The sequence below is a fragment of the Acinetobacter sp. MD2(2019) genome (assembly GCF_035615615.1).
In the GTDB taxonomy this organism is placed as follows: domain Bacteria; phylum Pseudomonadota; class Gammaproteobacteria; order Pseudomonadales; family Moraxellaceae; genus Acinetobacter.
The window spans coordinates 241447-266350 of the sequence record NZ_VTDU01000001.1 but is presented as its reverse complement, the minus strand read 5'-3'; the positions used below and the strand labels follow the sequence as shown (position 1 = coordinate 266350).

Below are 24904 nucleotides of genomic sequence, written 5' to 3'. Positions count from 1 at the left end.
AACAATTGATTGGTAAGTTTTTCACTGTGGGTATTGAAGGAAATAATTGTCGATTGAGGCATCGCATCAGGCGAGGATTTAGGAGAAGCTGTAACTTCTCCAAAAAGCTTGAGAATCATTTCAAAGCGTTTGATTTAGTGTTCTTTTATATCAACAATGGATCCGTCTAATGCCAGCATACTTTTTGAAACACCACCTAATTTAATTATATTCGTCAGTAAGTTGAACCAACAGTCATTGCTCTTTGAGATGATTGATTAACCGTTCATAGTCATTTTTAGACAATCTACCAATATAAGTTAATTTTGTTTTATCAATTGGCAACTGATATGTCTGTACGGTATCAATCCATGATTTTTTACTTAGCCCAACCAATTTCCAATCTAAAATTTCAATATATTTACTTTTAATAAAATCGGATTTATTGTCGTATTGACTGCTTAAACGAAAGACAATGTAGTCAGTTTTTGTTTGTCGAATATATAATACTGGCCGAGTTTTACCATCGGCTATATTTGTAAAACCAACGTAAGCCCAATACACATCTTGTGCCATTAGTAGCCACCATCATCATCTAAAAAGTCTTGAGCAGATTTTGTATTGGATACTTTTACACTTGGAATATTGTGGCTAAGTGCTATCAGTTGTGCTGTATTGAAATCATCATCACTGATTTGGTTGCTTACAGGGATGCGACCTGTTTTAGCAATTTCGGCCATGACCATACTAAAAACAGATGCAGGGGTGAGTCCTGCTTTTTTAATAATATACTCTGCGGATTCAGAAATAGCCTCATCTACAGAATATTGAACTCTTTTTTTTACTAAAGTAGACATTTAGCACCTCTTAAGCTATTAGTGCCATTTTGCGCCATAAAATGACACCATGCAAGTGGGTGATAATTATCCAATTCAAATGAAAGTTGCTGTTTAATTATTCATTAATTTTTAATATTATTTTGATTAAGTCAAAAAGTTTAAGGCTAGTGGGGCATCCAAGACTTAGAAGATCGACTAATCTAGAGTTATTCACTTTTTCTTTTATAGGAAAATGAACAATCCAGAAATGAAAATAAAAATGCTGATTTTGAGCATTCTGGCTTTTGATTCAACAGGGTGTTTTTTGGCTAAGCCCATCAATTTTTTTCTTTTGCTTAAATACAGTGGAAATGTGATGAACCAAATTAAAAGGCTGAGCGTACCCCACCAACCTGCGGCGAGATTAAAAAATCCACCTTGCGGTGTCTTACCAATTTTATGACCCGAAGCATCGATATAGACCCATATTGAGCACAAACAGCCAATTATTTTTAAAATTTGGGCCAAAATTGTGAGATTGATATTCATGAATTTTATTTCCATTCACTAACGAAGCTATCAATTAAAATAGTTTCTGCAATTGTCTAATCACAGATAGCCCCAATGAATGGGGCAGATCTCTAAAAGTTTGCTTATTCTTAGCGGGTTTAAATTTTTTCGAGTAACACGCCAGTTTCAACATGATGGGTATATGGAAATTGATCGAATAAGGCAAAACGCTGAATGCGATGAGTTTGGCTTAACGTTTTTAAATTGTCATGTAGCGTATCTGGGTTACATGAAATATAAATAATATGTTTAAACCCTTGTAAAAGCTTGAGCGTATCATCGTCAATGCCGGCACGTGGTGGATCGACAAACACCGTACCAAACGCATAGTCTTTTAAATCAATTTTCGCTTCTTGCAAACGTCTAAATTCACGCTCACCCTGATACGCTTGCGTGAATTCTTCCGCGGCTAAACGCGCAATTTGAATATTGTTAATTTGATTTTTTTCAATATTCCATTCTGCCGCATAAACGGAAGATTTGGCGAGTTCGGTGGCTAATACCCGTGGGAATTTTTGTGCCAGTGGCAGGGTAAAGTTCCCATTACCGCAATATAGTTCTAACAAATCACCAGTACAGTTTTCAGAAACATCGCACGCCCATTGCAGCATTTTTTGGCAAACATGCGCATTGGGTTGTGTAAAGCCATTTTCAATTTGTTTGTAGTGAAACGTTTGTGCATTGACTTGAAGTCGTTCAACCACGAAGTCATCGGTTAATACGAGTTTTTGTCCGCGACTACGACCAATCAATTTAATCTTTAAATCGGCTGCCAATTCTTTGGCTAAAGCTTCCCATTCATCATCAAGCTTACGATGATAAATCAGGCTGACGAGCATTTCACCGCTTAGGCTCGCTAAAAAATCAATTTCAAAAAGACGGCGGTGTAATTCAGGTTTTTGTTTTAATGCATTTAAAAGCTTAGGCATTAAGTCATTGATACTTTGGTCTGCGATAGGGAATTCATCAACACGCACCACTGTTTTTTGGTTTTCAGCGTTATTGCGATCAAACATGGCATAAAACAAATCATCGTCTGTATGCCAAATACGAAATTCTGCACGCATGCGGTAATGTTGTTCTGGCGAGTCAAACACCTCTAACGCAGGCGGTTGATATTCAGAAAACTGTGCACGAATACGTTCGACTTTGGCTTGCAGTTGTTGCTGATATGTTGATGTCATAGACCTAAAGATCACATAATAAAAAACAAAGGCGCATGGTAACAAAAATTCATGCCAAGCGCGAAGTGAATTTAGCGCAAAGCGCTTTAAAAAATGTGCTGATCACGTAGGTGAGTTTTTTAGATTTTAAAAAAGTAAAACACAGTTGCATCGAAAAAATAAAAATCAAAAAAACAATGCTCAACCAAACGGCTGAGCATTGTTTAAATATCGGCTTTAATTATGAAGATTAATCAGACATGGTCATTAAGCTTGCATTACCACCTGCAGCCGCCGTATTAATGCTGATTGCTCGTTCAATCACCAAACGTTCAAGTGGGATAATTGATTGTGCATTTTCAAGATGAGTAATGCCAACAATTGCACCTTTACGTTCAGTCATGGTGTGTTGTAACGCTTCAAGCGCTTGCGTTGAACCGTGGTGTAGCACAGCTTCATAATCGCCCTGTACAAGATCGGTGCAAACATGAATGGCTGCTTTAATTTGTGCAGGCAAACGATCTTTATAGGTTTGATAGAACGTATCATTACCAGTGACAACCGCTTGAGAATTTACTGCAAAAATTGCAAGTAATTGCTGAAGCTGTTGTTCGTGATTGTCTGCAATAGACAATACACGCGAACGCGGTAAAATGATGTATTGGTTACTTTCACCTGTCGGGCCTTGCAGCTCAAAGCTTTGGTTGACCATAAACGGTTGTGGTTTGTCTAAATCAACTTGAGGGAAATGTTGTTTTGCCCAGACTTTTAACTGTTCAAAATTTTCAAGCGTTTCTTTAGGCTGTTTGACCAAAACAGATTTAACCGCAAAAGGACCTTGCATTGCAGCTGAAGCGCCTTGTTGCATTAAACGATATAAATACAATGGACCGCCAGCTTTTGGACCTGTACCCGATAATCCTTCACCACCAAAAGGTTGTACACCAACCACGGCACCAACAATATTACGGTTAATATATAAGTTACCGACATGCGCAGAGTCGACCACCGTCTGGATGGTTTCATCAATACGCGTATGTAGGCCCATAGTTAAACCATAACCTTTGGCATTAATTTGTTGCATAAGCGCATCGAGCTGACCATAAGCATAAGTAATGACATGCAATACTGGGCCAAAAACTTCGCGCTCTAAATCGTCCAAGTTTGGTAATTCAATCATGGTCGGTGCAATGAAGGTGCCTGGGTTCAAATCAGTGTTCTTTTGGTCAAACATGTGCTGATGAACAGGGTAGCCTTTTTGCTGCATTTTATTGATATGCGCTTGAATGTTTTGCTGTGCTTCTTGGTCAATGACAGGGCCGATATCGGTATTTAAGCGCACAGGATTCCCCACACGCAGTTGTTGCATTGCGCCTTTTAACATTTCTAAAACTGCAGCAGCGCTGTCTTGTTGTACGCATAAAATACGTAATGCTGAACAACGTTGACCTGCGCTGTCAAAAGCTGAGTTAATTACATCTGCAACAACTTGCTCAGTTAAAGCTGATGAATCGACAATCATGGCATTTTGACCGCCAGTTTCAGCAATAAGCGTCACTGGTTGACCATTTGGATTTAAACGCTTAGCCACTGTTTTTTGTAAAATTTTGGCAACTTCGGTTGAACCTGTAAACATAATGCCATGAATACGTGCATCTTGGCTAAGCTGCGCGCCAATGGTTTCACCTTTACCTGCTAAGAATTGCAATGCAGCAGTTGGAATGCCAGCTTCATGCAGCATTTGTACGGCTTGATATGCAATTAATGGGGTTTGTTCAGCAGGTTTTGCAATGACACAGTTACCTGTAACCAATGCAGCGGCAATTTGTCCCATAAAAATGGCCAATGGGAAGTTCCAAGGACTAATACAAAGAACCGTTCCAAGTGCATTTAACTGACCTTTTTGCGGGAAAGATTGCCCCTGTTTGGCGTAATAACGTAAGAAATCAACCGCTTCACGAACTTCAGCAATGGCATTGGCATAAGTTTTACCACTTTCTCGCGATAACAACACCATCATTTCTAAAAGGCGTGCTTCGAGCAAATCAGCTGCTTTTTCTAGTGCTTGAGCACGTAAAGCAATTGGTGTGTTTTGCCATTCATCTTGCTGTGCGTGTGCAAGGGCTAAGGCTTGTTCAGCTTGCGCTGCAGTGGCTTCAATCACATGGCCAACTACGTCTGCATGTAATGCTGGGTTGCGTAACGCAATGGCTGCTGAGTTAGCGCTATTTACAGGTGTTGCAATTAAGCTTTCTGCATGCCATTGGAATGATGCAAATTTTTCTGCCACATCATTGAGCTGGTTTAAGCTGCTGTCATTAGCTAAATCAAATCCTTTAGAGTTGATGCGCCCTAAACCATATAAATTACGCGGATAAGGAATAGCGGCGTGTTTTAAGCCAATTTCTTGTCCTTGTTGTTCTTGCTTTAACAATTCTTGCATTGGCGATTGAATTAAATCGTCAATTTGAAGATTTTGGTCGGCAATACGGTTTACAAAAGAGGTATTTGCACCGTTTTCAAGTAAACGTCGAACCAAATATGCAAGCAGCGTTTCATGACTACCTACTGGCGCATAAATTCGGCACGGAACGCCCAATTGACCGTTATTTTTATTACCAACCACTTGTTCGTATAACGGTTCGCCCATGCCATGTAAGCATTGGAACTCATATTGCCCCGGATAATATTTTTCAGGATCGGCCATGTAGTAAATGGTTGCAAGGCTTTGTGCATTATGCGTTGCAAACTGCGGATAAATAAACTCTGGTGCGGCCAAAAGTTTTTTAGCACATGCCACATAAGACAAATCGGTATGGATTTTGCGCGTATAAACAGGGTAGTCGCTCATGCCATCTGTTTGCGCTTTTTTAATTTCGCTGTCCCAATATGCGCCTTTAACTAAGCGAATCATTAAGCGGCGTTGGCTACGTTTGGCTAAATCGACCACATAATCTGCAACAAAGAAGCAGCGTTTTTGGTAAGCTTGAATGACAAAACCAATGCCTTTCCAGTTTGCAAGCTCAGGTTCAAAACATAAACGCTCAAGCAATTCTAAAGAAAGCTCTAAGCGATCGGTTTCTTCTGCATCAATATTTAAGCCAATATCGTATTGTTTAGCTAAACGCGCCAATTCTAAAATACGCGGATAAAGTTCTGCATAAACACGGTCGTATTGCGCACGTTGATAACGCGGATGAATCGCAGAAAGTTTAATTGAAATACCGGCACCGTTATAAACGCCTTGGCCTTTGCTCGATTGTCCAATCGCATGAATGGCAGAAATATAGTCATTCATGTAGCGGTCGGCATCGGCTTCGGTAAATGCTGCTTCACCCAACATATCGTACGAATAGCGGAAACCTTTTTGCTCTAAACTTTTGGCATGCACCAACGCTTCTTCAATGGTTTCGCCTGTAACAAATTGCTCGCCCATCATACGCATGGCAACATCAACCGCTTTACGGATAATGCCACGACCGCTACGTGCTAAAAGTCCAGTTAGAACGCTTGACAGGCTACGCTGGTTTTGCGTTTGCATAATTTTGCCTGTCAGCATTAATCCCCAAGCAGCGGCGTTTACAAACATTAAGCTACTTTGGCCAACATGTTCTTTCCAGTTGCCTTGATTAATTTTATCTCGAATTAATAAGTCACGCGTTGCCGCATCAGGAATACGTAATAACGCTTCAGCTAAGCACATTAATGCAATGCCTTCTTGCGATGAAAGCGAGAATTCTTGTAATAAGCCTTGTACAATACCTGCTTTACCCGATGCACTTTTACGTTCACGTAAATGTTTAGATAAACTATGTGCTAAGGTATGAATTTGTTGCTCTTCTGCTTCAGGAAGTTTTGAAAAAGCCAACAGCTCTTCAACGGCTTCTGCTTCAGGACGGCGCCATGCCTGATTAATCTGCTTTAAATAGTCATTTTTTGCCTTAAAATCGGTAATTAATGCAGGTGCAGTCGATGTAAGTTCAGGGGTGATCTGTGTCTCTGTCATGGCATTGTCCTTAAGCGAGCACGTATTGCAGAATAGATTTAATAAAAACTATAATTGCAGAATAATTGGTGAATATCTCACTATAATATGGGCATTATTTAGAGAATAACTCAGATGGCAGAGAGCATTTTTCAGTTAGATCGAATTGATCTAAAAATTTTGGACTTATTACAGCGAGATGGCCGTATTTCTAATATTAAATTGGCTGAAGCTGTGAATTTATCGCCAACGGCGGTGATTGCTCGGGTGCAAAAATTAACTAAAGAAGATTTTATTCTAGGTTATCACGCAAATTTAAACCCAGACAAACTCAATGCAAGCTTTTTGGTCTTTGTTGAGATTATGCTAGATAAAACCACGCCGCATGTTTTAGAAGATTTTATCGAAGCGGTGCAGAATTATCCTGAAATTATAGAATGTCACATGACCAGTGGTGGTTTCGACTTTTTGGTTAAAATCCGCAGTAAAAATATGGAAGAGTTTCGGCGCATTGCAGGGCAAGTGTTGTGGCAATTGCCGGGCGTAAAAGAAACCCGCAGTTATCCAGTCATGCAAGTAATTAAAGAAAGTTTGTTATTAAAGTTGGCTGCCAAGCCCAAAGCATAATTGAAAAATGGTCAGTGTGTCATCGAAGACGTTTGGTTGAAACCAAGATGCATTGCATCAAATTATTAGGCGGTAAACCATGCGCGAGGAAGTTTCAAAGACACATTAATGAAATTCATGCGCGTACAGCTGTGTTAAATAAATTTGTAGAATTAGGTCGATCTCATACCTAAGTTGTCACTTAAATTCGAGCAACTTAGGAAAAATCTATCTTTAAAATCTTTATGCAGCAAAGCCGTTACGATTACAACCATCGATTAGATGGTGATGATGCTTCATATTTTCTAAATTCAGATTCCATAACTTTTCCCATTAAGACTGCTTTATTAAATAATCTATCAAATCTATCTAAAGATTCAGCATCTCCTGCTAACGATGCATAAAGTTCTAAATATTTTTTAACCTCATTCGGTTCTAGTTTTACAATTTTACTTATTTTTTCATCTAAAATTGTATCAACCTTTTCATATTCTTCCTCCTCTGAAAGCGTATCTATCAGTTCATTAAACTCTTCAAATTTCATAATTAATTACCTCAGTTTATAATTTTATATACGTTAGATGGAGTTTAGCCTCTAATCAGTACTTCTTGATCTTTAATTGCCCAAGTTCTTGCTCTCTATTTACCTTTATTAACTAAATCTTCACCATCCGACATCCGATACAATGCCATTACTGCTCCGTCACATTTGAACGTTGTTGTAACGCGGGAATAAAAGCTTCAAGCCAGTCAATCCATTCTTGTTCTATACGCATGCCTAATTCTAAAATCATTTTATGAATGAACAGTGTGCGGTCTTGGTCATTTTCGGTTACAAAGTCTTTTTCAAAAATATTTTGATACAGTGCTAAGGTTTTTTGATGTGCAGCTAAATGTCGTTTAAGTTCTGGGAAAATAGCATTGCTGCCCAATTGTGCTTCGGCACGGAGTCTAACCATCAGTTCCTCTCGCACTTGCGCTGGACTGCTGTGTTGGCTTAACCATTGGGTCAGTTCAATTCGACCTTGTTGTTCCACCTGATAGGTTTTACTTCTGGATGAAGCCGATTCTGGATGAATTGAAATCCACGACTTTTTCAGCATAAGGCTTAATTCACGATAAATTTGTTGATGGCTCGCTTGCCAAAAATAGCCCATCGAATGATCAAAGCGCCGAGCAAGTTCGAATCCGGTACTGGGCTGTTCTAACAGTGAGGTCAACAAAACATGCGCTAAAGACATAAAGCCTAATTATCCAAAAGGTCGAAAGGTTGGATGATATTAAAACCACGCAGAACGTGACTGTCGAGGTTATGCAAAAAGTTGCATAATGAGCATAGCTTCGAATATAAATGAATGCAATAAATTGCATAAAGAATAATGCAAGCAAGACGCTAGCGAAAAGGAGTTATAAATGGCTAATTATCCGCATTTATTTGCACCCTTAAATTTGGGTTTTACTACCCTTAAAAATAGAATAATTATGGGTTCTATGCATGTTGGCTTAGAAGAAGCGCCGCAAGGATACGAGCGCATGGCTGCCTTTTATTCAGCACGCGCCAAAGGCGGTGTCGGATTAATTGTAACGGGCGGAATTTCTCCCAATGATGCCGGTGTAACTTTTACGGGTGGTTCAAAAGTAGACACTTTAGAAGAAGCTGAACATCACAAAGTGATTACCCAAGCTGTGCACGAAGCCGGCGGTAAAATTGCCATGCAAATTTTACATACGGGACGCTATTCGTATCAGGCTGAAATTGTTGCACCCTCTGCAATTCAAGCGCCGATTAATCCGGTTAAACCTCACGCCTTAAGCAGCGCAGAAGTGCAACAAACTATCGATGATTTTGTGAATTGTGCCAAGTTAGCCCAATTTGCCGGATACGATGGTGTAGAGATTATGGGTTCGGAAGGTTATTTAATTAACGAGTTTATTGTTTCAAGAACCAATCATCGTGATGATGAATGGGGCGGAAGCTATGAAAATCGGATTCGTTTTCCGGTAGAAATTATTAAGCGCGTGCGTCAAAGCGTGGGCGACAATTTTATTATTATTTATCGTATTTCCATGCTCGATTTAGTCGATGGTGGTTCAACCTTTGACGAAGTGGTGCAATTGGCCAAAGCCATTGAAAAGGCGGGTGCAACCATCTTAAATACGGGTATTGGTTGGCATGAAGCGCGTATTCCAACCATTGCCACACAAGTACCACGAGCGGCATTTACTTGGGTCACAGAAAAACTGAAAGGTTTGGTGAATATTCCGCTGGTGACATCAAATCGAATCAATACCCCAGAAATGGCAGAGCATGTTTTAGCGGCAGGGCAAGCCGATATGATTTCAATGGCGCGTCCCATGCTTGCCGACCCCGAATTTGCACTCAAAGCAGAGCAAGGTCGTTCCGATGAAATTAACACCTGTATTGGCTGTAACCAAGCATGTTTAGATCATATCTTTGCCATGAAAACAGCCTCTTGCTTGGTTAATCCTCGTGCGTGTCGTGAAACGGAGCTGATTTTTACCGATGCCGCAACCAAAAAGAATATCGCCGTAGTGGGGGCGGGGCCTGCGGGTTTAAGTTTTGCGGTACACGCTGCCGAGCGTGGGCATTATGTGACTGTATTCGAGGCCAGTGGGCAAATTGGCGGGCAGTTTAATATTGCTAAGCAAATTCCGGGCAAAGAAGAATTTTATGAAACACTGCGTTATTTTCAGCGCAAAATTGAATTATTGCCGAATCACATTTCCCTTAGGTTGAACCATCAAGTGAGTTTTGATGAGTTAATGCAGCAAAATTTTGATGAAATAGTTGTGGCAACTGGGGTTGTCCCACGCGCTTTAGATATAGAAGGTGCAGATCGGGCTAATGTGGTCAGCTATTTAGATGTACTGAAACATAAAATAGAGGTGGGCCAGCGCGTTGCAATTATTGGTGCAGGTGGTATTGGTTTCGATACCGCAGAATATTTAACACAAAATGGTGTGAGTGCCAGCCTTGACCCAGAAAAATTTTACAACACTTGGGGTATTGATACTGAATATGCACAAGCTGGTGGCTTAAAAGAGGCTCAGACCACCGCCAGTGAACGTCAAATTTATTTATTACAGCGTAAAAATACAGCGGTCGGTGCAAATTTGGGTAAAACAACGGGCTGGATTCACCGCACCGAACTCAAACATAAAAACGTACAAATGTTCTCTGGCGTGAGTTACGACAAAATTGATGATTCAGGGCTACACATTAGCATTAATGGCGAAGCCAAGGTTTTAGCGGTTGACCATGTGGTGGTGTGTGCAGGGCAAAACTCATATACAGCCATGTATGACCAATTGCAACAACATGGGCAGTCGGTACATTTAATTGGTGGTGCCAAAGAAGCAGGTGAGTTAGATGCGAAACGCGCGATTCGTCAGGGGGCTGAATTGGCAGCGCAGATTTAAATAGAAGGGTTTAAGCGTAAAATAAAAAAGCATCCAATGAGGATGCTTTTTTTGTGTATTGATTGAATTAATTTTTTAGTGCAGGTGTTGCTGCGGCAATGGCTGCAGCCACTGCATCATCTTCAGATAATTTGCCAGAAGATGATTTTTTCGGTGCATCTGATTTAGCCGCTTTTACTGGAGTATCATCTGATGGATCTTTGGCAGGGGTTTTATCTTTGACTGGTGTCTCTGTTGCTGCGTGAGCATCGCTATCGTCAGTTGCTGCAGGTTGAGCAGGACGCGTTTCACGGCGAATTTCAGTTGTGGTGTTGTTGGTTTCTTGGTGCTCAACTTCAACTTTTGGTTCAGGCGCAGGTGTTGCCACAGGCGCAGTCTGCTCATTGTTGTTTAATGGATGGAATTGTTCAGAAGCAGCATTTTGCGCTGTCTGTTCAGATTGTGCTTGTTGCTCTTGAGGTTCTGATGCATTTTCTTTTTTTGAACACGCAACCAAAACAAGGCCAGCGACAATTGCACCACAGATAAGAAGTTTTTTATTCATCGTTTAAAACATTTTAGATGGATTAGAGATGGAATCTATTATAGCAATAAAAATGAAATTAAAAATGTTCAGTTGTGTGACGAAATTTAGTTAAAAACGATGTTAAAATATTCGATTATTAATTGTTAGATGATTAGATGCGGATTGCCTTTGCTTTATGGGGGCATAGTAAAGTAAAATTGTCCAGCATTGCATGCCTAATTTAGGCTTGATTGTACGAGAAACCGAATGACCCATTTTATTTTCGTTACTGGTGGTGTTGTATCATCACTCGGTAAAGGTATTTCAGCTGCTTCAGTTGCTGCACTTTTAGAAGCTCGTGGTTTAAAAGTGACCATGGTTAAAATGGATCCATATATTAATGTCGATCCAGGCACAATGAGCCCATTCCAACATGGTGAAGTTTTTGTTACCGAAGATGGTGCTGAAACAGATCTAGATTTAGGTTATTACGAGCGTTTCTTACGCCGTGCCAAAATGACCAAATTGAACAACTTCACCAGTGGCCGTGTTTACCAAGACGTGTTAAACAAAGAACGTCGTGGTGACTATCTAGGTGGAACAGTTCAAGTCATCCCACATATTACCGACAACATCAAAGAACGTGTTCTTCGCGCAGGCGAAGGCTATGACGTTGCTATTGTTGAAATTGGCGGCACAGTGGGTGATATCGAATCGTTACCATTTATGGAATCGGTACGTCAGCTTTTGGTTGAACTTGGTCATAAACGTAGCATGCTTATGCACTTGACTTTGTTGCCATATATTAAATCGGCAGGCGAGCTTAAAACTAAGCCGACACAGCATTCTGTAAAAGAGCTTTTGTCGATTGGTATTCAGCCAGATATCTTAATTTGCCGTACTGAACACGATGTCGATGCCGACACCAAGCGTAAAATTGCGTTGTTTACCAACGTTGAAGCGCGCGCGGTTGTGGTGTGTCAAGATGCAAAAACCATCTATGAAATTCCACGCAAGTTTTCTGAACAAAACGTTGATGATTTAATCTGCGAACGTTTTGGTTTCAATGATTTACCTGAAGCCGATTTAAGCGATTGGGATCAAGTGTGTGAAGCATTATTGAACCCTGAACATACCGTTCGTGTGGCGATGGTGGGTAAATATGTTGAATTGCCAGATGCTTATAAATCTGTCAATGAAGCGCTTGAGCATGCGGGTATTCAAAACCGCGTTAAAGTTCAAATCGATTATGTAGATGCAGAACAACTTGAATCGTTAGATGTTGCTGCAACGTTAAAAGATGCAGATGCAATTTTGGTTCCAGGTGGTTTTGGTGAACGTGGTACTGAAGGCAAAATGAAAGCGATTCAATTTGCGCGTGAAAACCACATTCCATTCTTGGGTATTTGTTTGGGTATGCAGCTTGCCGTGATTGAATATGCGCGCAATGTGGCAGGTATGCCTGAAGCAACCTCAACTGAATTCAATCGCTCTACAAAATACCCATTGATTGGTTTAATCACTGAATGGTTAGATGAGCGCGGTGAATTACAGCAACGTAGTGTTGAGTCTGATTTAGGTGGCACCATGCGTTTAGGCGCACAAAAATCTGAATTGGTTGCAGACACCAAAACCCGCGAAATGTATGGTAAAGCTGAAATTACAGAACGTCATCGTCATCGTTACGAAATGAATGATCGTTTTATCGCGCCACTTGAAGAAGCTGGCATGAAAATTTCAGGTTATTCATCGGTTCAACATCTTGTTGAAACGGTTGAAATTCCTGCACATCCTTGGTTTATTGCGGTACAGTTCCATCCTGAATTTACAAGTTCTCCACGTGATGGTCACCCATTATTTGCAGGTTTTATTGATGCTGCAAAAAAACAGTACCAAAAGGCGAAATAATCGCAAAAGCAACTTAGGATAGTTTAAATGTCACAATTAAAAGCACAGGAAATTGTACGTTTAGGCGATATACAAATGGCAAATCATTTGCCATTTGTACTATTCGGCGGCATGAATGTACTTGAATCTAAAGATTTAGCCTTTGAAATTGCAGAAAGCTATATCGAAATTTGTAAACGTTTAGAAATTCCTTACGTGTTTAAGGCCAGTTTCGATAAAGCCAACCGTTCAAGCTTGGATTCTTTTCGAGGTCCAGGACTTGAAAAAGGCATTGAATGGCTAGGCGAAATTAAAAATAAGTTAAATGTACCCATCATTACCGATGTACATGAACCTTTTCAAGCTGAGGCTGTGGCTGAAGTTGCCGATATTATCCAACTTCCTGCATTTTTAAGTCGCCAAACGGATTTAGTCGAAGCAATGGCTAAAACCAAAGCGATTATTAATATTAAAAAAGCACAATTCCTTTCACCACGTGAAATGGGCCATATCATGAATAAATGCCTTGAAGCAGGTAATGATCGGCTGATTTTATGTGAGCGTGGTACATCGTTTGGTTATAACAACCTTGTGGTGGACATGCTTGGTTTTGACACCATGAAAGCACTGAATGTGCCAGTCTTTTTTGACGTAACCCATGCACTACAAACCCCTGGTGGTCGTGAAGACTCTGCCGGTGGACGTCGTGCGCAAATTACAACATTGGCGCGTGCGGGTATGGCGACAGGTTTAGCGGGTCTATTCCTTGAAGCACATCCAAACCCCGATATTGCAAAATGTGATGGGCCATGTGCCTTGCGTCTTTCACAACTTGAGCCATTCTTGGCGCAATTGAAAGAACTTGACACCTTGGTAAAAGGATTTAATACGTTGGACACACACTAATGCAATGACCGCATTAGTTTAATTACTTAACAGAGGAATAGTTCATGAGCCAAATCGTTGACATTCGTGCGCGCGAAATTTTGGATTCTCGTGGTAACCCAACCATTGAAGCAGATGTTATTTTAGAGTCAGGTGTGATGGGGCGTTCTTGTGCACCATCGGGCGCTTCAACAGGTTCACGCGAAGCATTAGAATTGCGTGATGGTGATAAAAGCCGTTATCTTGGTAAAGGTGTACGTCAAGCTGTACACAATGTGAATCAAGATATTCGTGGTTTATTACTGGGTCAAAATGTTTTCGAGCAAAAAGCGCTTGATGACAAAATGATTGCCTTGGATGGAACTGAGAACAAAGGAAAATTAGGTGCAAATGCAACTTTGGCTGTTTCTCTTGCAGCAGCGCGTGCTGCTTCAATTGAACAAGGACTTCCTCTGTTTCAATACATTGCCAACTTACGTGGACAAACCACTTTGTCTATGCCAGTGCCAATGATGAATATTTTAAACGGTGGTGCACATGCAGATAACACCGTTGATATTCAAGAATTTATGATTGAACCTGTCGGCTTTTCATCTTTTGCAGAAAGCTTACGCGCAGGCACAGAAATTTTCCACGCATTAAAATCTGTGTTGAAAAAACAAGGTTTAAATACCGCAGTGGGAGACGAAGGTGGTTTTGCACCGAACTTACGTTCAAACGAAGAAGCCATTACCGTTATTTTGCAAGCGATTGAACAAACGGGCTATAAAGCTGGTTCAGACATTATGTTGGCATTAGACTGCGCATCTTCTGAATTTTATAAAAATGGTCAGTACGTTTTGGCAGGCGAAGGCAACAAAGCTTTCACAAGCAATCAGTTTGCCGATTATTTGGCAGGTTTAGTGAAGCAATATCCAATTATCTCGATTGAAGATGGCTTAGATGAGTCAGATTGGGAAGGTTGGAGCTACTTAACTTCAATTTTAGGCGATAAAATTCAATTGGTCGGTGACGATTTATTCGTAACCAATCCAAAAATTTTACAACGCGGGATTGATGAGCACGTTGCTAACTCAATTTTGATTAAATACAATCAAATTGGCACACTGACTGAAACTTTAGATGCCATCTATTTAGCCAAAGCGAATGGTTATAGCACTGTTATTTCGCATCGTTCTGGTGAAACAGAAGACTCAACCATTGCCGATTTAGCTGTGGGTACCGCAGCAGGACAAATCAAAACTGGTTCGTTGTGTCGTTCAGACCGTGTTGCAAAATATAACCAATTGCTACGTATTGAAGAAATGACGCAAGCAATTTACCGTGGTAAAGCCGAATTTAAAGGTTTGAATTAAGCTTTATGTTGACCTATGTAAAAGAAGTTTTTGATTCTTTTTCAAGTCGCGTTATTTTGGTGCTTGCGATCGTTTTGATCGCAGGCTTCCAATATATGTTCTGGTATAGCGAAGGTGGATATTACGACCATCAGCGTTTAATGCAACAAATCCAGCAACAAAGCGATGTGAATCAAGAATTAAAAGAGCGAAATCGTATTTTAGGCGCAGAGGTCTATGACTTAAAAAATGGTGCTGAAGCCATTGAAGAACATGCGCGTTTAGATTTGGGTTTAATTAAACCCCATGAAACTTTTGTGCAAATGAGTACCATCTCGACACAATATCAATCGACCTATGTCGACCCAGAAGGCAAAAAAGATTTAAGAAATAACGAAGATGAAGACAGCCCTGACCTCCACTAAACTTTGGGCAATTATTCCCGCAGCAGGTTCAGGGCATCGTTTTTCAGCGACTGAATTAAAACAATATCAAACATTGTTCAACCAAACTGTGTTAGAACACAGTGTTGAACGCTTAAACCATTTACCACTACAAGGCTATGTGTTAGCAGTGCGCTCAGACGATACGGTGCTGAACACCTTGTCGCTCAGCCATTCCGAACGTGCGCATTTTTGTGAAGGTGGTGCAGAGCGCGTTGATTCGGTGCTGAATGCTTTAAAATATTTATCGTTGATCGCTCACCCAGATGATTATGTTTTGGTACATGATGCTGCACGCCCATGTGTAACTGCACAGAGTTTAGAGGCATTGGTCGATTACGCTGTGACCCAGCAAACACATGCCATTTTAGCCACGCCTGTGCGTGATACCTTAAAAAAGGCACATCAGCAGCAGATTGAAACCACGGTTGATCGTTCTCATTTGTGGCAAGCCCAAACCCCGCAAATTGCAAAAATTGGCCGGCTAAAACAAGCCATTGAACAGGCCTTAATTGCAAATGTGACAATTACAGATGAAGCAAGTGCTTTAGAATGGGCAGGGCAGCCAGTGGCTGTGGTGATGGGACGTGCGGATAATATTAAAATTACCTATCCCGAAGATTTAAATTTGGCAGAATTAATTATTACCGCACAACAAAAAACTGAATAAATTTTAAGCCTAGATGCAGATTAATCGTATAGTTTGTAAATTCCTACAAAACGGTCGCAATATTTATAAGCTTGGTTTTGGAGCAACGTGACCGTTAAAATGGCTTTTTGATAATTAAAGGCATATTTACAACCGGTTTCGTTGTTGGTGATTTCATTTTTTTGTGCTTGATTACGATACGCTAGAAAATTAATGCTTTGTCTGGCCTGACTGTTGTTTGGATTACGATAGGCAATGCCTTCAATTTTAATTCTGTTTTGATCTAACTGATGAATTTGTAAATATGCAGTCGGCTTTGCCAAATACCCTTGCCGATACTGAATAAAATGTTGGGTTAAATTCTGATTAATTGAATTGTAAGTATTTAAATCTTCATTACGCAGTTCAAATTGTCGTTCAACACAAGATTTACTTTTGCATTGCTCAACCCGTTTTCGCCATAAATTTTGTGTGGTGTGAATGAGTGGAGTTGGTGCATTGCTGGTCATGTAGGTGGTAAAAAGCAATTGATTTAACTGTTGGCGTGTGGCCAAATTATTTGCACTGCACAGCAGATGCTGTTTCACTTTGAACATGCAATCTAAATTTTGAGCATGTCCACTTATCGGTAGTAACACAAAGCCACAACCGAAGATAGATAAGCATGTTTTATGAAAATTCAGCGCAAACTTCAAAGACATGATCGCGTATACTTTTACTCTTTAGTGCTAGCGCTACTATAGCGAATCCGTAACCGCAAACACAAGTTATTCAGTGTGATTTATATGAGAGAACCATGCATGCTTAAAATGAGAATTGGACAAGGAATAGATGTTCATGCATTTGAACCAGGTGATTTTGTAACTTTGGCAGGGGTATGTATCCCACACAGCCATGGTTTAAAAGCACATTCAGATGGCGATGTGATTTTACATGCATTAAGTGATGCGCTTTTAGGGGCTTTGGCATTAGGCGATATTGGACAACACTTTCCGGACACAGACCCAGAGTTTAAAGGCGCAGATAGTCGTGTGTTACTTAAACATGTTTATCAACTAATTTTAGATCGCGGCTACTGCTTAAATAATGCCGATATTACCGTTGCCTGCGAAAGACCAAAATTAGCACAATATAATTTACAAATGCGTCAAAGCATTGCCGATGTTTTAGCGGTTGATGTCGATCAGATTAGTGTAAAAGCCACCACGACTGAAAAATTAGGTTTTACAGGTCGCCAAGAGGGTATCTTAGCGACAGCAACCGTGTTACTTGGTGCGGTTTAAGCAAAGTGGCTGGTTTGCATTAATGAATGTTGTAACTCTTGGGTTGCACGTCGCCCCTTGAGTTGCAAGTCTACATTATGAATCAGTCCCGTCCATGTATCGTTGGGTGTCCAAATTTGATGCATGAGCGCCTGTGAAGACGGTAAGTCCATATCCATATAGTGCTGGCGATACAAATACATTAACGCGCTCACCCGATAATTCTTTGCACAATGTAGCCATACGGTATGCTCATGCGTTAAAGAATTGAGCATATCTAACACCAGCAATGCTTGCTCGGGATCTGGCAATTCCCAATGAATCGGCAATTGAATATAATTTAAACCCAGTTCGAGGCAAATCCGGTCTTCGTTGGCGAGCGCATTGCTTGCGTCAGTGAGTGCAATATTAATAATGGTATTTACACCATATTCTTTAATATGCTCAAGCTGCTTTGCTGTGGGTTGACCCGACGTAAATAAGTGCTGATGAATAAATTGAAAGTTTAATGTTTTACTCAGTGTTTGTTCTAAAGTATTCATAATAGGACATTCATAAAAAACGCCATCAAATGATGGCGTATAGAAATAATTTAACGACGAGATAAGACATCTTTAAGCGCTTCATGCATCTCTAGAAGGGTTTTTTCGGTGGTTTCCCAATCGATACACCCATCGGTAACCGACTTACCGTATTCTAAATCACATAAATTATCAGGAATATCTTGACGACCGCCTTTAAGATGACTTTCCACCATTAGTCCAACAATCGACTTATTGCCATCTAAAATTTGCTCAGTTACATTTTTGAGTACAAGAGGTTGTAAGTACGGATCTTTATTTGAATTGGCATGACTGGCATCAATCATAATTTTATTGCTAACTTTAGCTTTGGCTAAGGCATTTTCTGCATCTGCAACAGAGGTTGCATCGTAGTTTGGTTTGCCATTGCCGCCACGTAAAACCACGTGTGCATAAGGGTTACCACTGGTACGAATAACAGAAACCTGACCTTCATCGCTTAAACCTAAGAAGCTATGGCCATGTTTCACCGCTTGCATGGCATTGGTTGCAACGGTTAAGCCGCCATCAGTTCCGTTTTTAAAACCGACAGGAGAAGATAAACCTGAAGACATTTCACGGTGTGTTTGGCTTTCGGTTGTACGTGCGCCAATTGCCGACCAAGCAATTAAATCTTGTAAATATTGTGGCGAGTTCGGGTCGAGTGCTTCAGTTGCACATGGCAAACCTTTTTCATTTAATTCAAGCAGCAACTTACGACCAAGACGTAGACCTTTTTCGATATTAAATGAGTCATTCATATCTGGGTCGTTAATCAGTCCTTTCCAACCAACCGTGGTACGTGGTTTTTCAAAATACACGCGCATAACAATATACAGTGTATCTTTGACTTGCTCACTTAACACTTTTAAGCGGTCTGCATATTCATGCGCAGCTTTAATGTCATGAATAGAACATGGTCCAATCACCACAAAAAGGCGTTTGTCTTCACCATCTAAAATTTTACGAATCGTTTCACGTCCATTAAAAACGGATTGATAGGCAGTTTCAGATAATGGAAGCTCAGCTTTTAATTGGGCTGGTGTAACCAGTGGTTGAATGCTTTGAATATTGATGTCATCAATATCGGTAGAGGTAATAGAATTGGACTGTAAAGGATTCATTGCCGTCACTGATAGAAAATACAATTGCGATATATTTGTTCAATATAGCACGCTTTAATAAATCAGGGTGCTATATTGAAAAAAATTGCCTGCGGAAATGTGCAGATTAGACCAAAGTTATTTTTGTGTTGTTGCTGTTGGGCTTTGAACCATTGCTGCTGTTGCTGAAGTTGGCTTTGGCTTTTCTTTGACCGGATGCATAATAAAGTTAATACCGAGTAAAAATAAGGTAATCCCCAAAACTTTACGAATCATGCGTTCAGGCATTTTAGAGCTGATTAATGTGCCAATAATAATTGATGGAATCGAGCCAATCAGAAGATAGGTCAATAGCTGAAAGTCTACGTTACCCGAACTCATGTGTGCCATGCCTGCAACGAAGGTCAGTAATACTGCATGTGCCACGTCCGAGCCAATAATACGAATCATGGGTAAATTCGGGAACAGTAAAATCAGAGCCATTACACCAAACGCACCTGCACCCACAGAAGAAAGAGTGACGAATACCCCTAGCACAATCCCCATAATAATGATGTAAAGCACACGGTTGGTTGTAAAAGAAATTTGCTCGCTTTCAATTTGTTGTGAACGAAAACGGCTAAAGAATTTTTCAATTTGCGCTCTAAAAACAATTGAAATACCCGTTAGCGTAAGCATGAAGCCAAGCACAATCGTCAAGACTTTTTTGTATTCGTTCGATTGGCTTAAATAGTGTTCAAGTACCCAATGCGTTCCAAACGATGCCGGTATACTTCCCACCGATAGCCAAAAAACCAAAGGCCAAACAATATTGAGTTTTTTTGCATGCACCATCGAACCGCAGAATTTAGAAATAGAGGCATAAAGCAAGTCCGTGCCAATGGCAATGTGCGGTTCTATTTTAAATAAACCAATGAGCATTGGGGTCATGAGCGAACCGCCACCTACACCTGTAATTCCAACACAGAACCCAACCAGTACACCCGCAAGGATAAATTGAATTGCATCAACCATTTTTGATATGCCATTATTTTTAATCTGGGCATATGTTATGAGCTTTTATTAAAAATAACAGTCATAAAAAATGATTTGCTTATTCCAAAAAATAAAAAGCAAATAGGAATCATTTCTGTTTTTTTGAGCTTAATTGGTTGGAACATAAAATAAAAATAAAAATCACAGGGCTTGCAAATACCCAAAAGCTGATAAACCCGACTGAAAAGCGATAATACTGGCTAAGTAAAGCCGTTGAAATCAAATAAAAAACGATACTTAAGCCACGGCATAACCTTGGTCGCTGGCTTAAGAATTGAAACATTGCATAATGACGCTGGGACTTTTTTTTATCGCTGATGAGGTAGGCGCAAAAAAAGACCAAAAAAATGCAGATTAGAATCATCATTAGCATTATGTTTGCCTCTGTTTCTGTTGTATTTTTTGCACGATTTTTTGTCGAGCTTGCTGTTGAATCGGTTTGATTTTCAAATAGATGAAAATGGCCAAGGCTGAAAATGCCCATAAAAATGCGTCAAAAGGCACATAATGCAGGTAATCTTGCACCGATTGAACCCAACCTTGTTTGTATAATACGAACATATTTAAAAACGGTAAGCAGCTTGCTAAAACAATAAAAATGATTAATTGGCTTTGCCAAAGTTTTTCTTTGGGGGTTAATAAAGCCAAAACTAGGCTGATGAGCCATGCTGAAAAGAAACACGCCACTTCATAATTCGTTGGTTGGGAAATCGTCCATAAGCGATTCGCATAGAAATAAACTAAGGTTGCAATGGGGAGTCCAACACAGGTACTGATATTTAGTCGATCGACCAAATAATGGCCAAAATGAAATTTAGATTGTTTGTTTTGCAGCTGTCTTTTTAAACTCCAAAGCAGCATGCCAGATGCAATCATAAAACAACCTAACAGTCCGCTAAAAAATAATGCAAAACGCAGCAGCGGCTGTGCAAATAACGCCATATGTAAACCATAAACACCCGCATATAAAGAACTAATTGGGGTTTCGCGTCTGGTATTTTCAAGCAGCGTTCCATTGCTTCCCATTAAACTCAGTTGGGGGCTATTGATTGTAATACTTTCATCTTTGGTTTGTTTTATCGTAATTTCGGCTTGTGTTGTATTTGGTTTTTTTACGCGGATGTTTTCAATCTCTGGATTGTCTGGCCACTGTTGCTGAACAATATGCTGTAATTGTGCTAAAGATATCATCGGCGCTGCGGCAAGTGGCGGCTGCGCGGTTTTAATCGGTTTCTCTGCAATCTCTTGGAAAAACTGCCGTGAATTATCGGGGTAGTTTTTTTGCAGTCCATAAGGTAAATAAATATAGAAAAAAATTGCCAATCCGGTAAAGGTAATGGTTAAAAAAAAGGGCAGCGCAATGACTGAAACGACATTGTGAAAATCGAGCCATGAGCGTTGCGACTTAAATGTTCGTAGCGTGAAAAAGTCAGTAAAAATTTTTTTATGGGTAATAATCCCTGAAATAAGTGCGATTAACATTAAAAATGCGGCAATACTGGTAATGATCCGCCCCAACACAATGGGAATGGCATACAGCTGAAAATGAAAGTTATAAAAAAAATCGCCGCCTTCAGTGATATTTTTAACGTCTAATCCTGTTTTATAGTCTAAGCTTTTAGATTCATAACTATTGTCGGCTTTTTGCCAGTAAATCTGGTTAAAGGGCTGTTCTGGACGGGCGGGGTAAATATACCAATTTTGCGCATCGGAGGCATTTTTTTGTAGATAATTCCATGCCGAGACAGTGGCTTTTTGTTGAGAAATCTCGCTATTTTGCCATTGGGGCTGCATCCAATGAGTAATTTGGTTTTTGTAATAAGAAAGCGTTCCAAATAAAAAAATGCTAAACAACAGCCAACCCAATAGAAGACCGACCCAAGAATGTAACCATGCCATCGATTGGCGAATAGATTTTTGCATGACAGTTTAGCCTATGACAAAGTAAGCGGCATACAAAACCACTCCAATTAAGATGCTGTATAAACTCAGCTTTTTAAGAGAATTGACACAAAACCCAATAATGAAAAAACAGAGATAAAATAAAATAGCGATCATTGCTGCTAAATACACAGCATCGGGTTTTTGAAACCACGGTTGTAATGCGATTGATAGGGTCGATGTGAGTAAAGCAGTACAGGCATACCCAACAAATAGCACAAGTATTAATCGATAAAAAACTTGTAGACGATAGGAGAGCATCGCGCACCTCTTAAATACAAATAATAATTATTCGCAATATGATTGCTTATTGCGCATAAAGATGCAACAAGCAATCATTAAAACAATTGAATAATGCTGTAAACACAGCACTTAGTATTTAAATTTCACAGCAACATTATAGTTGGCTGGTGCACCGTAATAACCTTGACCCCCCGACAATCCTGTTAAATACTTTTTGTTGGTTAAATTATTGCCATTAACTTGTAGTGCAATATGATCATTTACTTCATAGCTTGCCATGGCACTTAACAAGGTATATGCACTTTGTTTTACCGTGCTATAGCTTGTATCGGTAATTTTGTCTTGCCATTTTAGCCCTGCACCAATTTTCAGTTTCGGTATTTGTGGAATGGTGTAGGTTGCTAAAAGATTGAATGATTGTTTCGGTAAATTAGGATTCGGATCTGTGCCATCTAGACGACTTTTCAGCGCATATTTGGTATATCCAACACTTAGGTCAAGATTGTCAGACACTTGTCCCGCAAGATTCGCTTCAATACCTTGAGATTCAACATTATATACATTGAATAAAGATACCGAGCCTAACAATTTTCCGCTATCAACGGTGTAGTTATTTTGGGTTGTTTTAAATACAGCAAATGACCCAGTAAGTCGGTCATTGAACCAACTTGTTTTTAAACCAAGTTCATAGCTTTTACCTTCTTTCGGTCCAATTGTTTTGTACGAAGTATTAAGTTTTGAACCATTAGGTAAAAAAATAGAGGTATAGCTGAGGTAGGCGGTATAATTTGGTGAAAAATTATATGTTAGTCCCACATAAGGGGTTAACTTATTTTTAGTATATTTTTCTGCGCCTTGGTATGCTGTATAGTCAAGTTGATTATAGCTTGCGCCTAAAATGGTTTTAAGTTTATCGTTTATATTCAAACGAGTAGTTGCATAAGTTGTTTTTAAAGTTGATGCGCCATTCGCTGTCCAATCATTAATTTGATACCACGTAGGTTCTGCATAATTGGTACTAGGTTGGATAGATGTTGGAATCAAATGAGTAACATCATAATCTTTAAGATATTCAAGCATTTCTGGTGAAACAGAGTTTGAGAATTTTTCTTTATATTGTGCCCAATTATAACCCATCACAATGTCATGTGTTCTTCCAAATAAATCAAATTTTCCATCTACATTGATGTTGGCATTTTTATTGGTAATTTTTTGATTGTAAATTGAAGGATATAAATAATCGATATTATTTGCAGTGTTGATGTAAAGCATTTTATTGGTATTTAAAAAGCGCTTATCGTCGTAACTGAGCTTTAACTTCCAATTATCACCAAGTTTTTGTTCAATATTTGCAAAATAATTGTCAATATCATAATCATAATACGTCCAAGAGGGTGCATAGTTGTAATGACTTGCAAAGCTGAACGCACCCCCATTTTTTAATAATGGATTAGAGCCCCATTGTGCACCATTAGTATATTGATGCATCTTTGAGTATCCGATTGAAGCCGTAGTTGCATCGGTTAAATCTGCTTCTAAAATACCTTGAATACCATTTTTTTCTTCAGAATTACTGTCTAAATATGAATTGCCTGTTTTTTCAAAACCAACCAGTCGCCCACGAACACGGCCATCTTGGGTGAGTGAACCTGAAATATCCGCTTCATAGCGTTGTGTATTCCAAGAACCATAACTGATGCCGGCATTGGCTTGGAATTCTTTGGTTGGGCGTTTACGAACGTAATTGATAGTCGCACCTGGAGATCCCAATGCGTTGGTTAAAGCATCCGCACCTTTAACCACTTCTACGCGATCATAAAAATAACTATCAGGATCATAATTCCAATAATCATAGCCATCTAATTGTGGGAATCCTACGCCATCAACCAAAATATTAGAGATATTAAAGCCTCGCGCAGTATAGGTTGTACGGTTGGTTTCTAACCCTGTAACAGTAACGCCGGGGGTATTGTTCAAAATATCGCGCGTGGTGTGCAAAGAGAAATCATCCATTTGTTGCCGCGTGACCACATTTAAGGTTTGTGGAGTTTCTTTGGCATCAATATTGAGTTTGGTGGCACTTTGACTGTTTTTAATCGTATACGTTTTTGTACTATCTGAACTTGGTGCTGTATCTGCTTTGACTGTAATGGTGGCTAAAGTTGGCTGTCCATCTGTGTCATTGGCATAGGATGTGGTGCTTCCCATAATACTAAGTACAGCAAAAGACAGGGCAGAAAGATGATATCGCATTGAGTGAACCTTAATACAAATGTAAACGATTCGCGATACTATTATTATTTGATAATTTTTCCAATAAGAATCTGCAACAACATGATTGAAATTGAAGAGTTTAAAATGAGAAGAATTTATAAAATAAGAGGTTTATCAGTAATTTATTGATTAAATTTTTTTATGTAATTTTTGTATTGATTAAAAATAAGCTTAATGAAAATGATCTGCGCATCGACTGGGTTGAAATTCTTTTGTGAAAA

Annotated in this window: 23 protein-coding genes and 1 pseudogene; 11 read left to right on the top strand and 13 right to left on the bottom strand. The window is 39.6% G+C overall.

The window, feature by feature from the left end:
* On the top strand, positions 1-170 hold a 170-nt coding region (locus I2F62_RS01260), incomplete at its 5' end, for an IS1 family transposase (protein ID WP_324625223.1).
* 64 nt (positions 171-234) lie between these two features.
* Here I2F62_RS01260 and I2F62_RS01255 read toward each other — a convergent pair.
* Both I2F62_RS01255 and I2F62_RS01250 read right to left on the bottom strand, forming a co-directional pair.
* Positions 235-555 carry a hypothetical protein gene (locus I2F62_RS01255; RefSeq protein ID WP_324625213.1) on the bottom strand — a complete coding sequence of 107 codons (321 nt, stop codon included), beginning with the start codon at positions 553-555 and terminating at the stop codon, positions 235-237.
* Positions 555-836, bottom strand: coding sequence for a type II toxin-antitoxin system RelB/DinJ family antitoxin (locus I2F62_RS01250; protein ID WP_324625212.1), 282 nt, complete (start codon positions 834-836; stop codon positions 555-557). Before I2F62_RS01250 ends, I2F62_RS01255 begins: the two co-directional genes overlap by 1 nt.
* A 214-nt stretch (positions 837-1050) precedes the next feature.
* Between I2F62_RS01250 and I2F62_RS01245 the strand changes: the two genes are divergently transcribed.
* Positions 1051-1260: a hypothetical protein gene (locus I2F62_RS01245; protein ID WP_324625211.1), complete on the top strand. Its 210-nt coding sequence runs from the start codon at positions 1051-1053 to the stop codon at positions 1258-1260.
* Positions 1261-1465: 205 nt separating this feature from the next.
* On the opposite strand, the gene trmA is transcribed toward I2F62_RS01245, so the two are convergent.
* Complete coding sequence (gene trmA / locus I2F62_RS01240; RefSeq protein WP_324625210.1) at positions 1466-2551, bottom strand: tRNA (uridine(54)-C5)-methyltransferase TrmA; 1086 nt, start codon at positions 2549-2551, stop codon at positions 1466-1468.
* 229 nt (positions 2552-2780) lie between these two features.
* Positions 2781-6536, bottom strand: a complete 3756-nt coding sequence (gene putA / locus I2F62_RS01235) for a trifunctional transcriptional regulator/proline dehydrogenase/L-glutamate gamma-semialdehyde dehydrogenase (RefSeq protein ID WP_324625209.1) — start codon at positions 6534-6536, stop codon at positions 2781-2783.
* Positions 6537-6650: 114 nt separating this feature from the next.
* Here putA and I2F62_RS01230 point away from each other — a divergent pair, with 114 nt between their 5' ends.
* On the top strand, positions 6651-7142 hold the full coding sequence (locus I2F62_RS01230) for an Lrp/AsnC ligand binding domain-containing protein (protein ID WP_324625208.1): 492 nt from the start codon (positions 6651-6653) through the stop codon (positions 7140-7142).
* Positions 7143-7144: 2 nt separating this feature from the next.
* A pseudogene (locus I2F62_RS01225) lies at positions 7145-7315 on the top strand (IS5/IS1182 family transposase); the annotation flags it as partial.
* 71 nt (positions 7316-7386) lie between these two features.
* Here the strand turns inward: I2F62_RS01225 and I2F62_RS01220 are convergent.
* Together I2F62_RS01220 and I2F62_RS01215 are read right to left on the bottom strand one after the other, a co-directional pair.
* The gene (locus tag I2F62_RS01220; protein WP_324625207.1) at positions 7387-7665 is read right to left on the bottom strand and encodes a hypothetical protein; all 279 of its coding nucleotides are present in this window, start codon (positions 7663-7665) and stop codon (positions 7387-7389) included.
* A gap of 148 nt (positions 7666-7813) precedes the next feature.
* The gene (locus I2F62_RS01215) at positions 7814-8362 is read right to left on the bottom strand and encodes a PadR family transcriptional regulator (RefSeq protein WP_324625206.1); all 549 of its coding nucleotides are present in this window, start codon (positions 8360-8362) and stop codon (positions 7814-7816) included.
* A gap of 172 nt (positions 8363-8534) precedes the next feature.
* Here I2F62_RS01215 and I2F62_RS01210 point away from each other — a divergent pair, with 172 nt between their 5' ends.
* A complete protein-coding gene (locus I2F62_RS01210) occupies positions 8535-10562 on the top strand; it encodes an NADPH-dependent 2,4-dienoyl-CoA reductase (RefSeq protein WP_324625205.1) in 2028 nt (675 codons plus the stop codon).
* A 67-nt stretch (positions 10563-10629) separates the two neighbouring features.
* Here the strand turns inward: I2F62_RS01210 and I2F62_RS01205 are convergent, their stop codons facing one another.
* Positions 10630-11106 carry a hypothetical protein gene (locus I2F62_RS01205; RefSeq protein WP_324625204.1) on the bottom strand — a complete coding sequence of 159 codons (477 nt, stop codon included), beginning with the start codon at positions 11104-11106 and terminating at the stop codon, positions 10630-10632.
* A gap of 228 nt (positions 11107-11334) precedes the next feature.
* On the opposite strand from I2F62_RS01205, the gene I2F62_RS01200 reads away from it, so the two are divergent.
* Genes I2F62_RS01200 through ispD form a run of 5 tightly spaced genes read left to right on the top strand, consistent with a single transcriptional unit; the run spans position 11335 to position 16286 of the window.
* Positions 11335-12975 (top strand): CTP synthase, encoded by a 1641-nt coding sequence (locus tag I2F62_RS01200; RefSeq protein WP_324625203.1) that lies wholly within the window; start codon positions 11335-11337, stop codon positions 12973-12975.
* A 27-nt stretch (positions 12976-13002) separates the two neighbouring features.
* Complete coding sequence (kdsA, locus tag I2F62_RS01195; protein ID WP_324625202.1) at positions 13003-13860, top strand: 3-deoxy-8-phosphooctulonate synthase; 858 nt, start codon at positions 13003-13005, stop codon at positions 13858-13860.
* Between the two features lie 44 nt (positions 13861-13904).
* Positions 13905-15194 (top strand): phosphopyruvate hydratase, encoded by a 1290-nt coding sequence (eno, locus tag I2F62_RS01190; protein ID WP_324625201.1) that lies wholly within the window; start codon positions 13905-13907, stop codon positions 15192-15194.
* A 5-nt stretch (positions 15195-15199) separates the two neighbouring features.
* Entirely contained in the window at positions 15200-15598 is a 399-nt protein-coding gene (locus I2F62_RS01185) for a septum formation initiator family protein (RefSeq protein ID WP_324625200.1), read from the top strand.
* The gene (gene ispD / locus I2F62_RS01180; RefSeq protein WP_324625199.1) at positions 15573-16286 is read left to right on the top strand and encodes a 2-C-methyl-D-erythritol 4-phosphate cytidylyltransferase; all 714 of its coding nucleotides are present in this window, start codon (positions 15573-15575) and stop codon (positions 16284-16286) included. Before I2F62_RS01185 ends, ispD begins: the two co-directional genes overlap by 26 nt.
* Positions 16287-16306: 20 nt before the next feature.
* Here ispD and I2F62_RS01175 read toward each other — a convergent pair whose 3' ends face one another.
* Positions 16307-16966, bottom strand: coding sequence for an A1S_1983 family putative colistin resistance protein (locus I2F62_RS01175; protein ID WP_324625198.1), 660 nt, complete (start codon positions 16964-16966; stop codon positions 16307-16309).
* 99 nt (positions 16967-17065) lie between these two features.
* Between I2F62_RS01175 and ispF the strand changes: the two genes are divergently transcribed.
* Positions 17066-17548, top strand: coding sequence for a 2-C-methyl-D-erythritol 2,4-cyclodiphosphate synthase (gene ispF, locus I2F62_RS01170; protein ID WP_324625197.1), 483 nt, complete (start codon positions 17066-17068; stop codon positions 17546-17548).
* On the opposite strand, the gene I2F62_RS01165 is transcribed toward ispF, so the two are convergent.
* From I2F62_RS01165 to I2F62_RS01145, 5 genes are all read right to left on the bottom strand, one after another.
* Positions 17545-18069, bottom strand: coding sequence for a protein tyrosine phosphatase family protein (locus tag I2F62_RS01165; protein ID WP_324625196.1), 525 nt, complete (start codon positions 18067-18069; stop codon positions 17545-17547). The two genes, ispF and I2F62_RS01165, sit on opposite strands and share 4 nt — an antisense overlap.
* Before the next feature lie 50 nt (positions 18070-18119).
* A complete protein-coding gene (locus I2F62_RS01160) occupies positions 18120-19211 on the bottom strand; it encodes a 3-deoxy-7-phosphoheptulonate synthase (RefSeq protein ID WP_324625195.1) in 1092 nt (363 codons plus the stop codon).
* 117 nt (positions 19212-19328) lie between these two features.
* The gene (locus I2F62_RS01155; RefSeq protein WP_324625194.1) at positions 19329-20204 is read right to left on the bottom strand and encodes a sulfite exporter TauE/SafE family protein; all 876 of its coding nucleotides are present in this window, start codon (positions 20202-20204) and stop codon (positions 19329-19331) included.
* Positions 20205-20597: 393 nt separating this feature from the next.
* Entirely contained in the window at positions 20598-22148 is a 1551-nt protein-coding gene (locus tag I2F62_RS01150) for a PepSY-associated TM helix domain-containing protein (protein WP_324625193.1), read from the bottom strand.
* Positions 22149-22538: 390 nt separating this feature from the next.
* Entirely contained in the window at positions 22539-24662 is a 2124-nt protein-coding gene (locus I2F62_RS01145; RefSeq protein ID WP_324625192.1) for a TonB-dependent siderophore receptor, read from the bottom strand.
* Positions 24663-24904 lie beyond the last annotated feature (242 nt).

Excerpts from the sequence above, each read along its gene's own strand:
- I2F62_RS01230 (WP_324625208.1), top strand. The coding sequence starts at position 6,651 with ATGGCAGAGAGCATTTTTCAGTTAGATCGAATTGATCTAAAAATTTTG.
- I2F62_RS01160 (WP_324625195.1), bottom strand. The coding sequence starts at position 19,211 with ATGAATCCTTTACAGTCCAATTCTATTACCTCTACCGATATTGATGAC.
- putA (WP_324625209.1), bottom strand. The coding sequence starts at position 6,536 with ATGACAGAGACACAGATCACCCCTGAACTTACATCGACTGCACCTGCA.
- I2F62_RS01200 (WP_324625203.1), top strand. The coding sequence starts at position 11,335 with ATGACCCATTTTATTTTCGTTACTGGTGGTGTTGTATCATCACTCGGT.
- I2F62_RS01155 (WP_324625194.1), bottom strand. The coding sequence starts at position 20,204 with ATGGTTGATGCAATTCAATTTATCCTTGCGGGTGTACTGGTTGGGTTC.
- I2F62_RS01165 (WP_324625196.1), bottom strand. The coding sequence starts at position 18,069 with ATGAATACTTTAGAACAAACACTGAGTAAAACATTAAACTTTCAATTT.
- eno (WP_324625201.1), top strand. The coding sequence starts at position 13,905 with ATGAGCCAAATCGTTGACATTCGTGCGCGCGAAATTTTGGATTCTCGT.
- I2F62_RS01175 (WP_324625198.1), bottom strand. The coding sequence starts at position 16,966 with ATGTCTTTGAAGTTTGCGCTGAATTTTCATAAAACATGCTTATCTATC.
- kdsA (WP_324625202.1), top strand. The coding sequence starts at position 13,003 with ATGTCACAATTAAAAGCACAGGAAATTGTACGTTTAGGCGATATACAA.
- I2F62_RS01185 (WP_324625200.1), top strand. The coding sequence starts at position 15,200 with ATGTTGACCTATGTAAAAGAAGTTTTTGATTCTTTTTCAAGTCGCGTT.
- I2F62_RS01215 (WP_324625206.1), bottom strand. The coding sequence starts at position 8,362 with ATGTCTTTAGCGCATGTTTTGTTGACCTCACTGTTAGAACAGCCCAGT.
- I2F62_RS01205 (WP_324625204.1), bottom strand. The coding sequence starts at position 11,106 with ATGAATAAAAAACTTCTTATCTGTGGTGCAATTGTCGCTGGCCTTGTT.
- ispF (WP_324625197.1), top strand. The coding sequence starts at position 17,066 with ATGCTTAAAATGAGAATTGGACAAGGAATAGATGTTCATGCATTTGAA.
- I2F62_RS01220 (WP_324625207.1), bottom strand. The coding sequence starts at position 7,665 with ATGAAATTTGAAGAGTTTAATGAACTGATAGATACGCTTTCAGAGGAG.
- I2F62_RS01210 (WP_324625205.1), top strand. The coding sequence starts at position 8,535 with ATGGCTAATTATCCGCATTTATTTGCACCCTTAAATTTGGGTTTTACT.
- ispD (WP_324625199.1), top strand. The coding sequence starts at position 15,573 with ATGAAGACAGCCCTGACCTCCACTAAACTTTGGGCAATTATTCCCGCA.
- I2F62_RS01245 (WP_324625211.1), top strand. The coding sequence starts at position 1,051 with ATGAACAATCCAGAAATGAAAATAAAAATGCTGATTTTGAGCATTCTG.
- I2F62_RS01145 (WP_324625192.1), bottom strand. The coding sequence starts at position 24,662 with ATGCGATATCATCTTTCTGCCCTGTCTTTTGCTGTACTTAGTATTATG.
- trmA (WP_324625210.1), bottom strand. The coding sequence starts at position 2,551 with ATGACATCAACATATCAGCAACAACTGCAAGCCAAAGTCGAACGTATT.
- I2F62_RS01255 (WP_324625213.1), bottom strand. The coding sequence starts at position 555 with ATGGCACAAGATGTGTATTGGGCTTACGTTGGTTTTACAAATATAGCC.
- I2F62_RS01250 (WP_324625212.1), bottom strand. The coding sequence starts at position 836 with ATGTCTACTTTAGTAAAAAAAAGAGTTCAATATTCTGTAGATGAGGCT.
- I2F62_RS01150 (WP_324625193.1), bottom strand. The coding sequence starts at position 22,148 with ATGCAAAAATCTATTCGCCAATCGATGGCATGGTTACATTCTTGGGTC.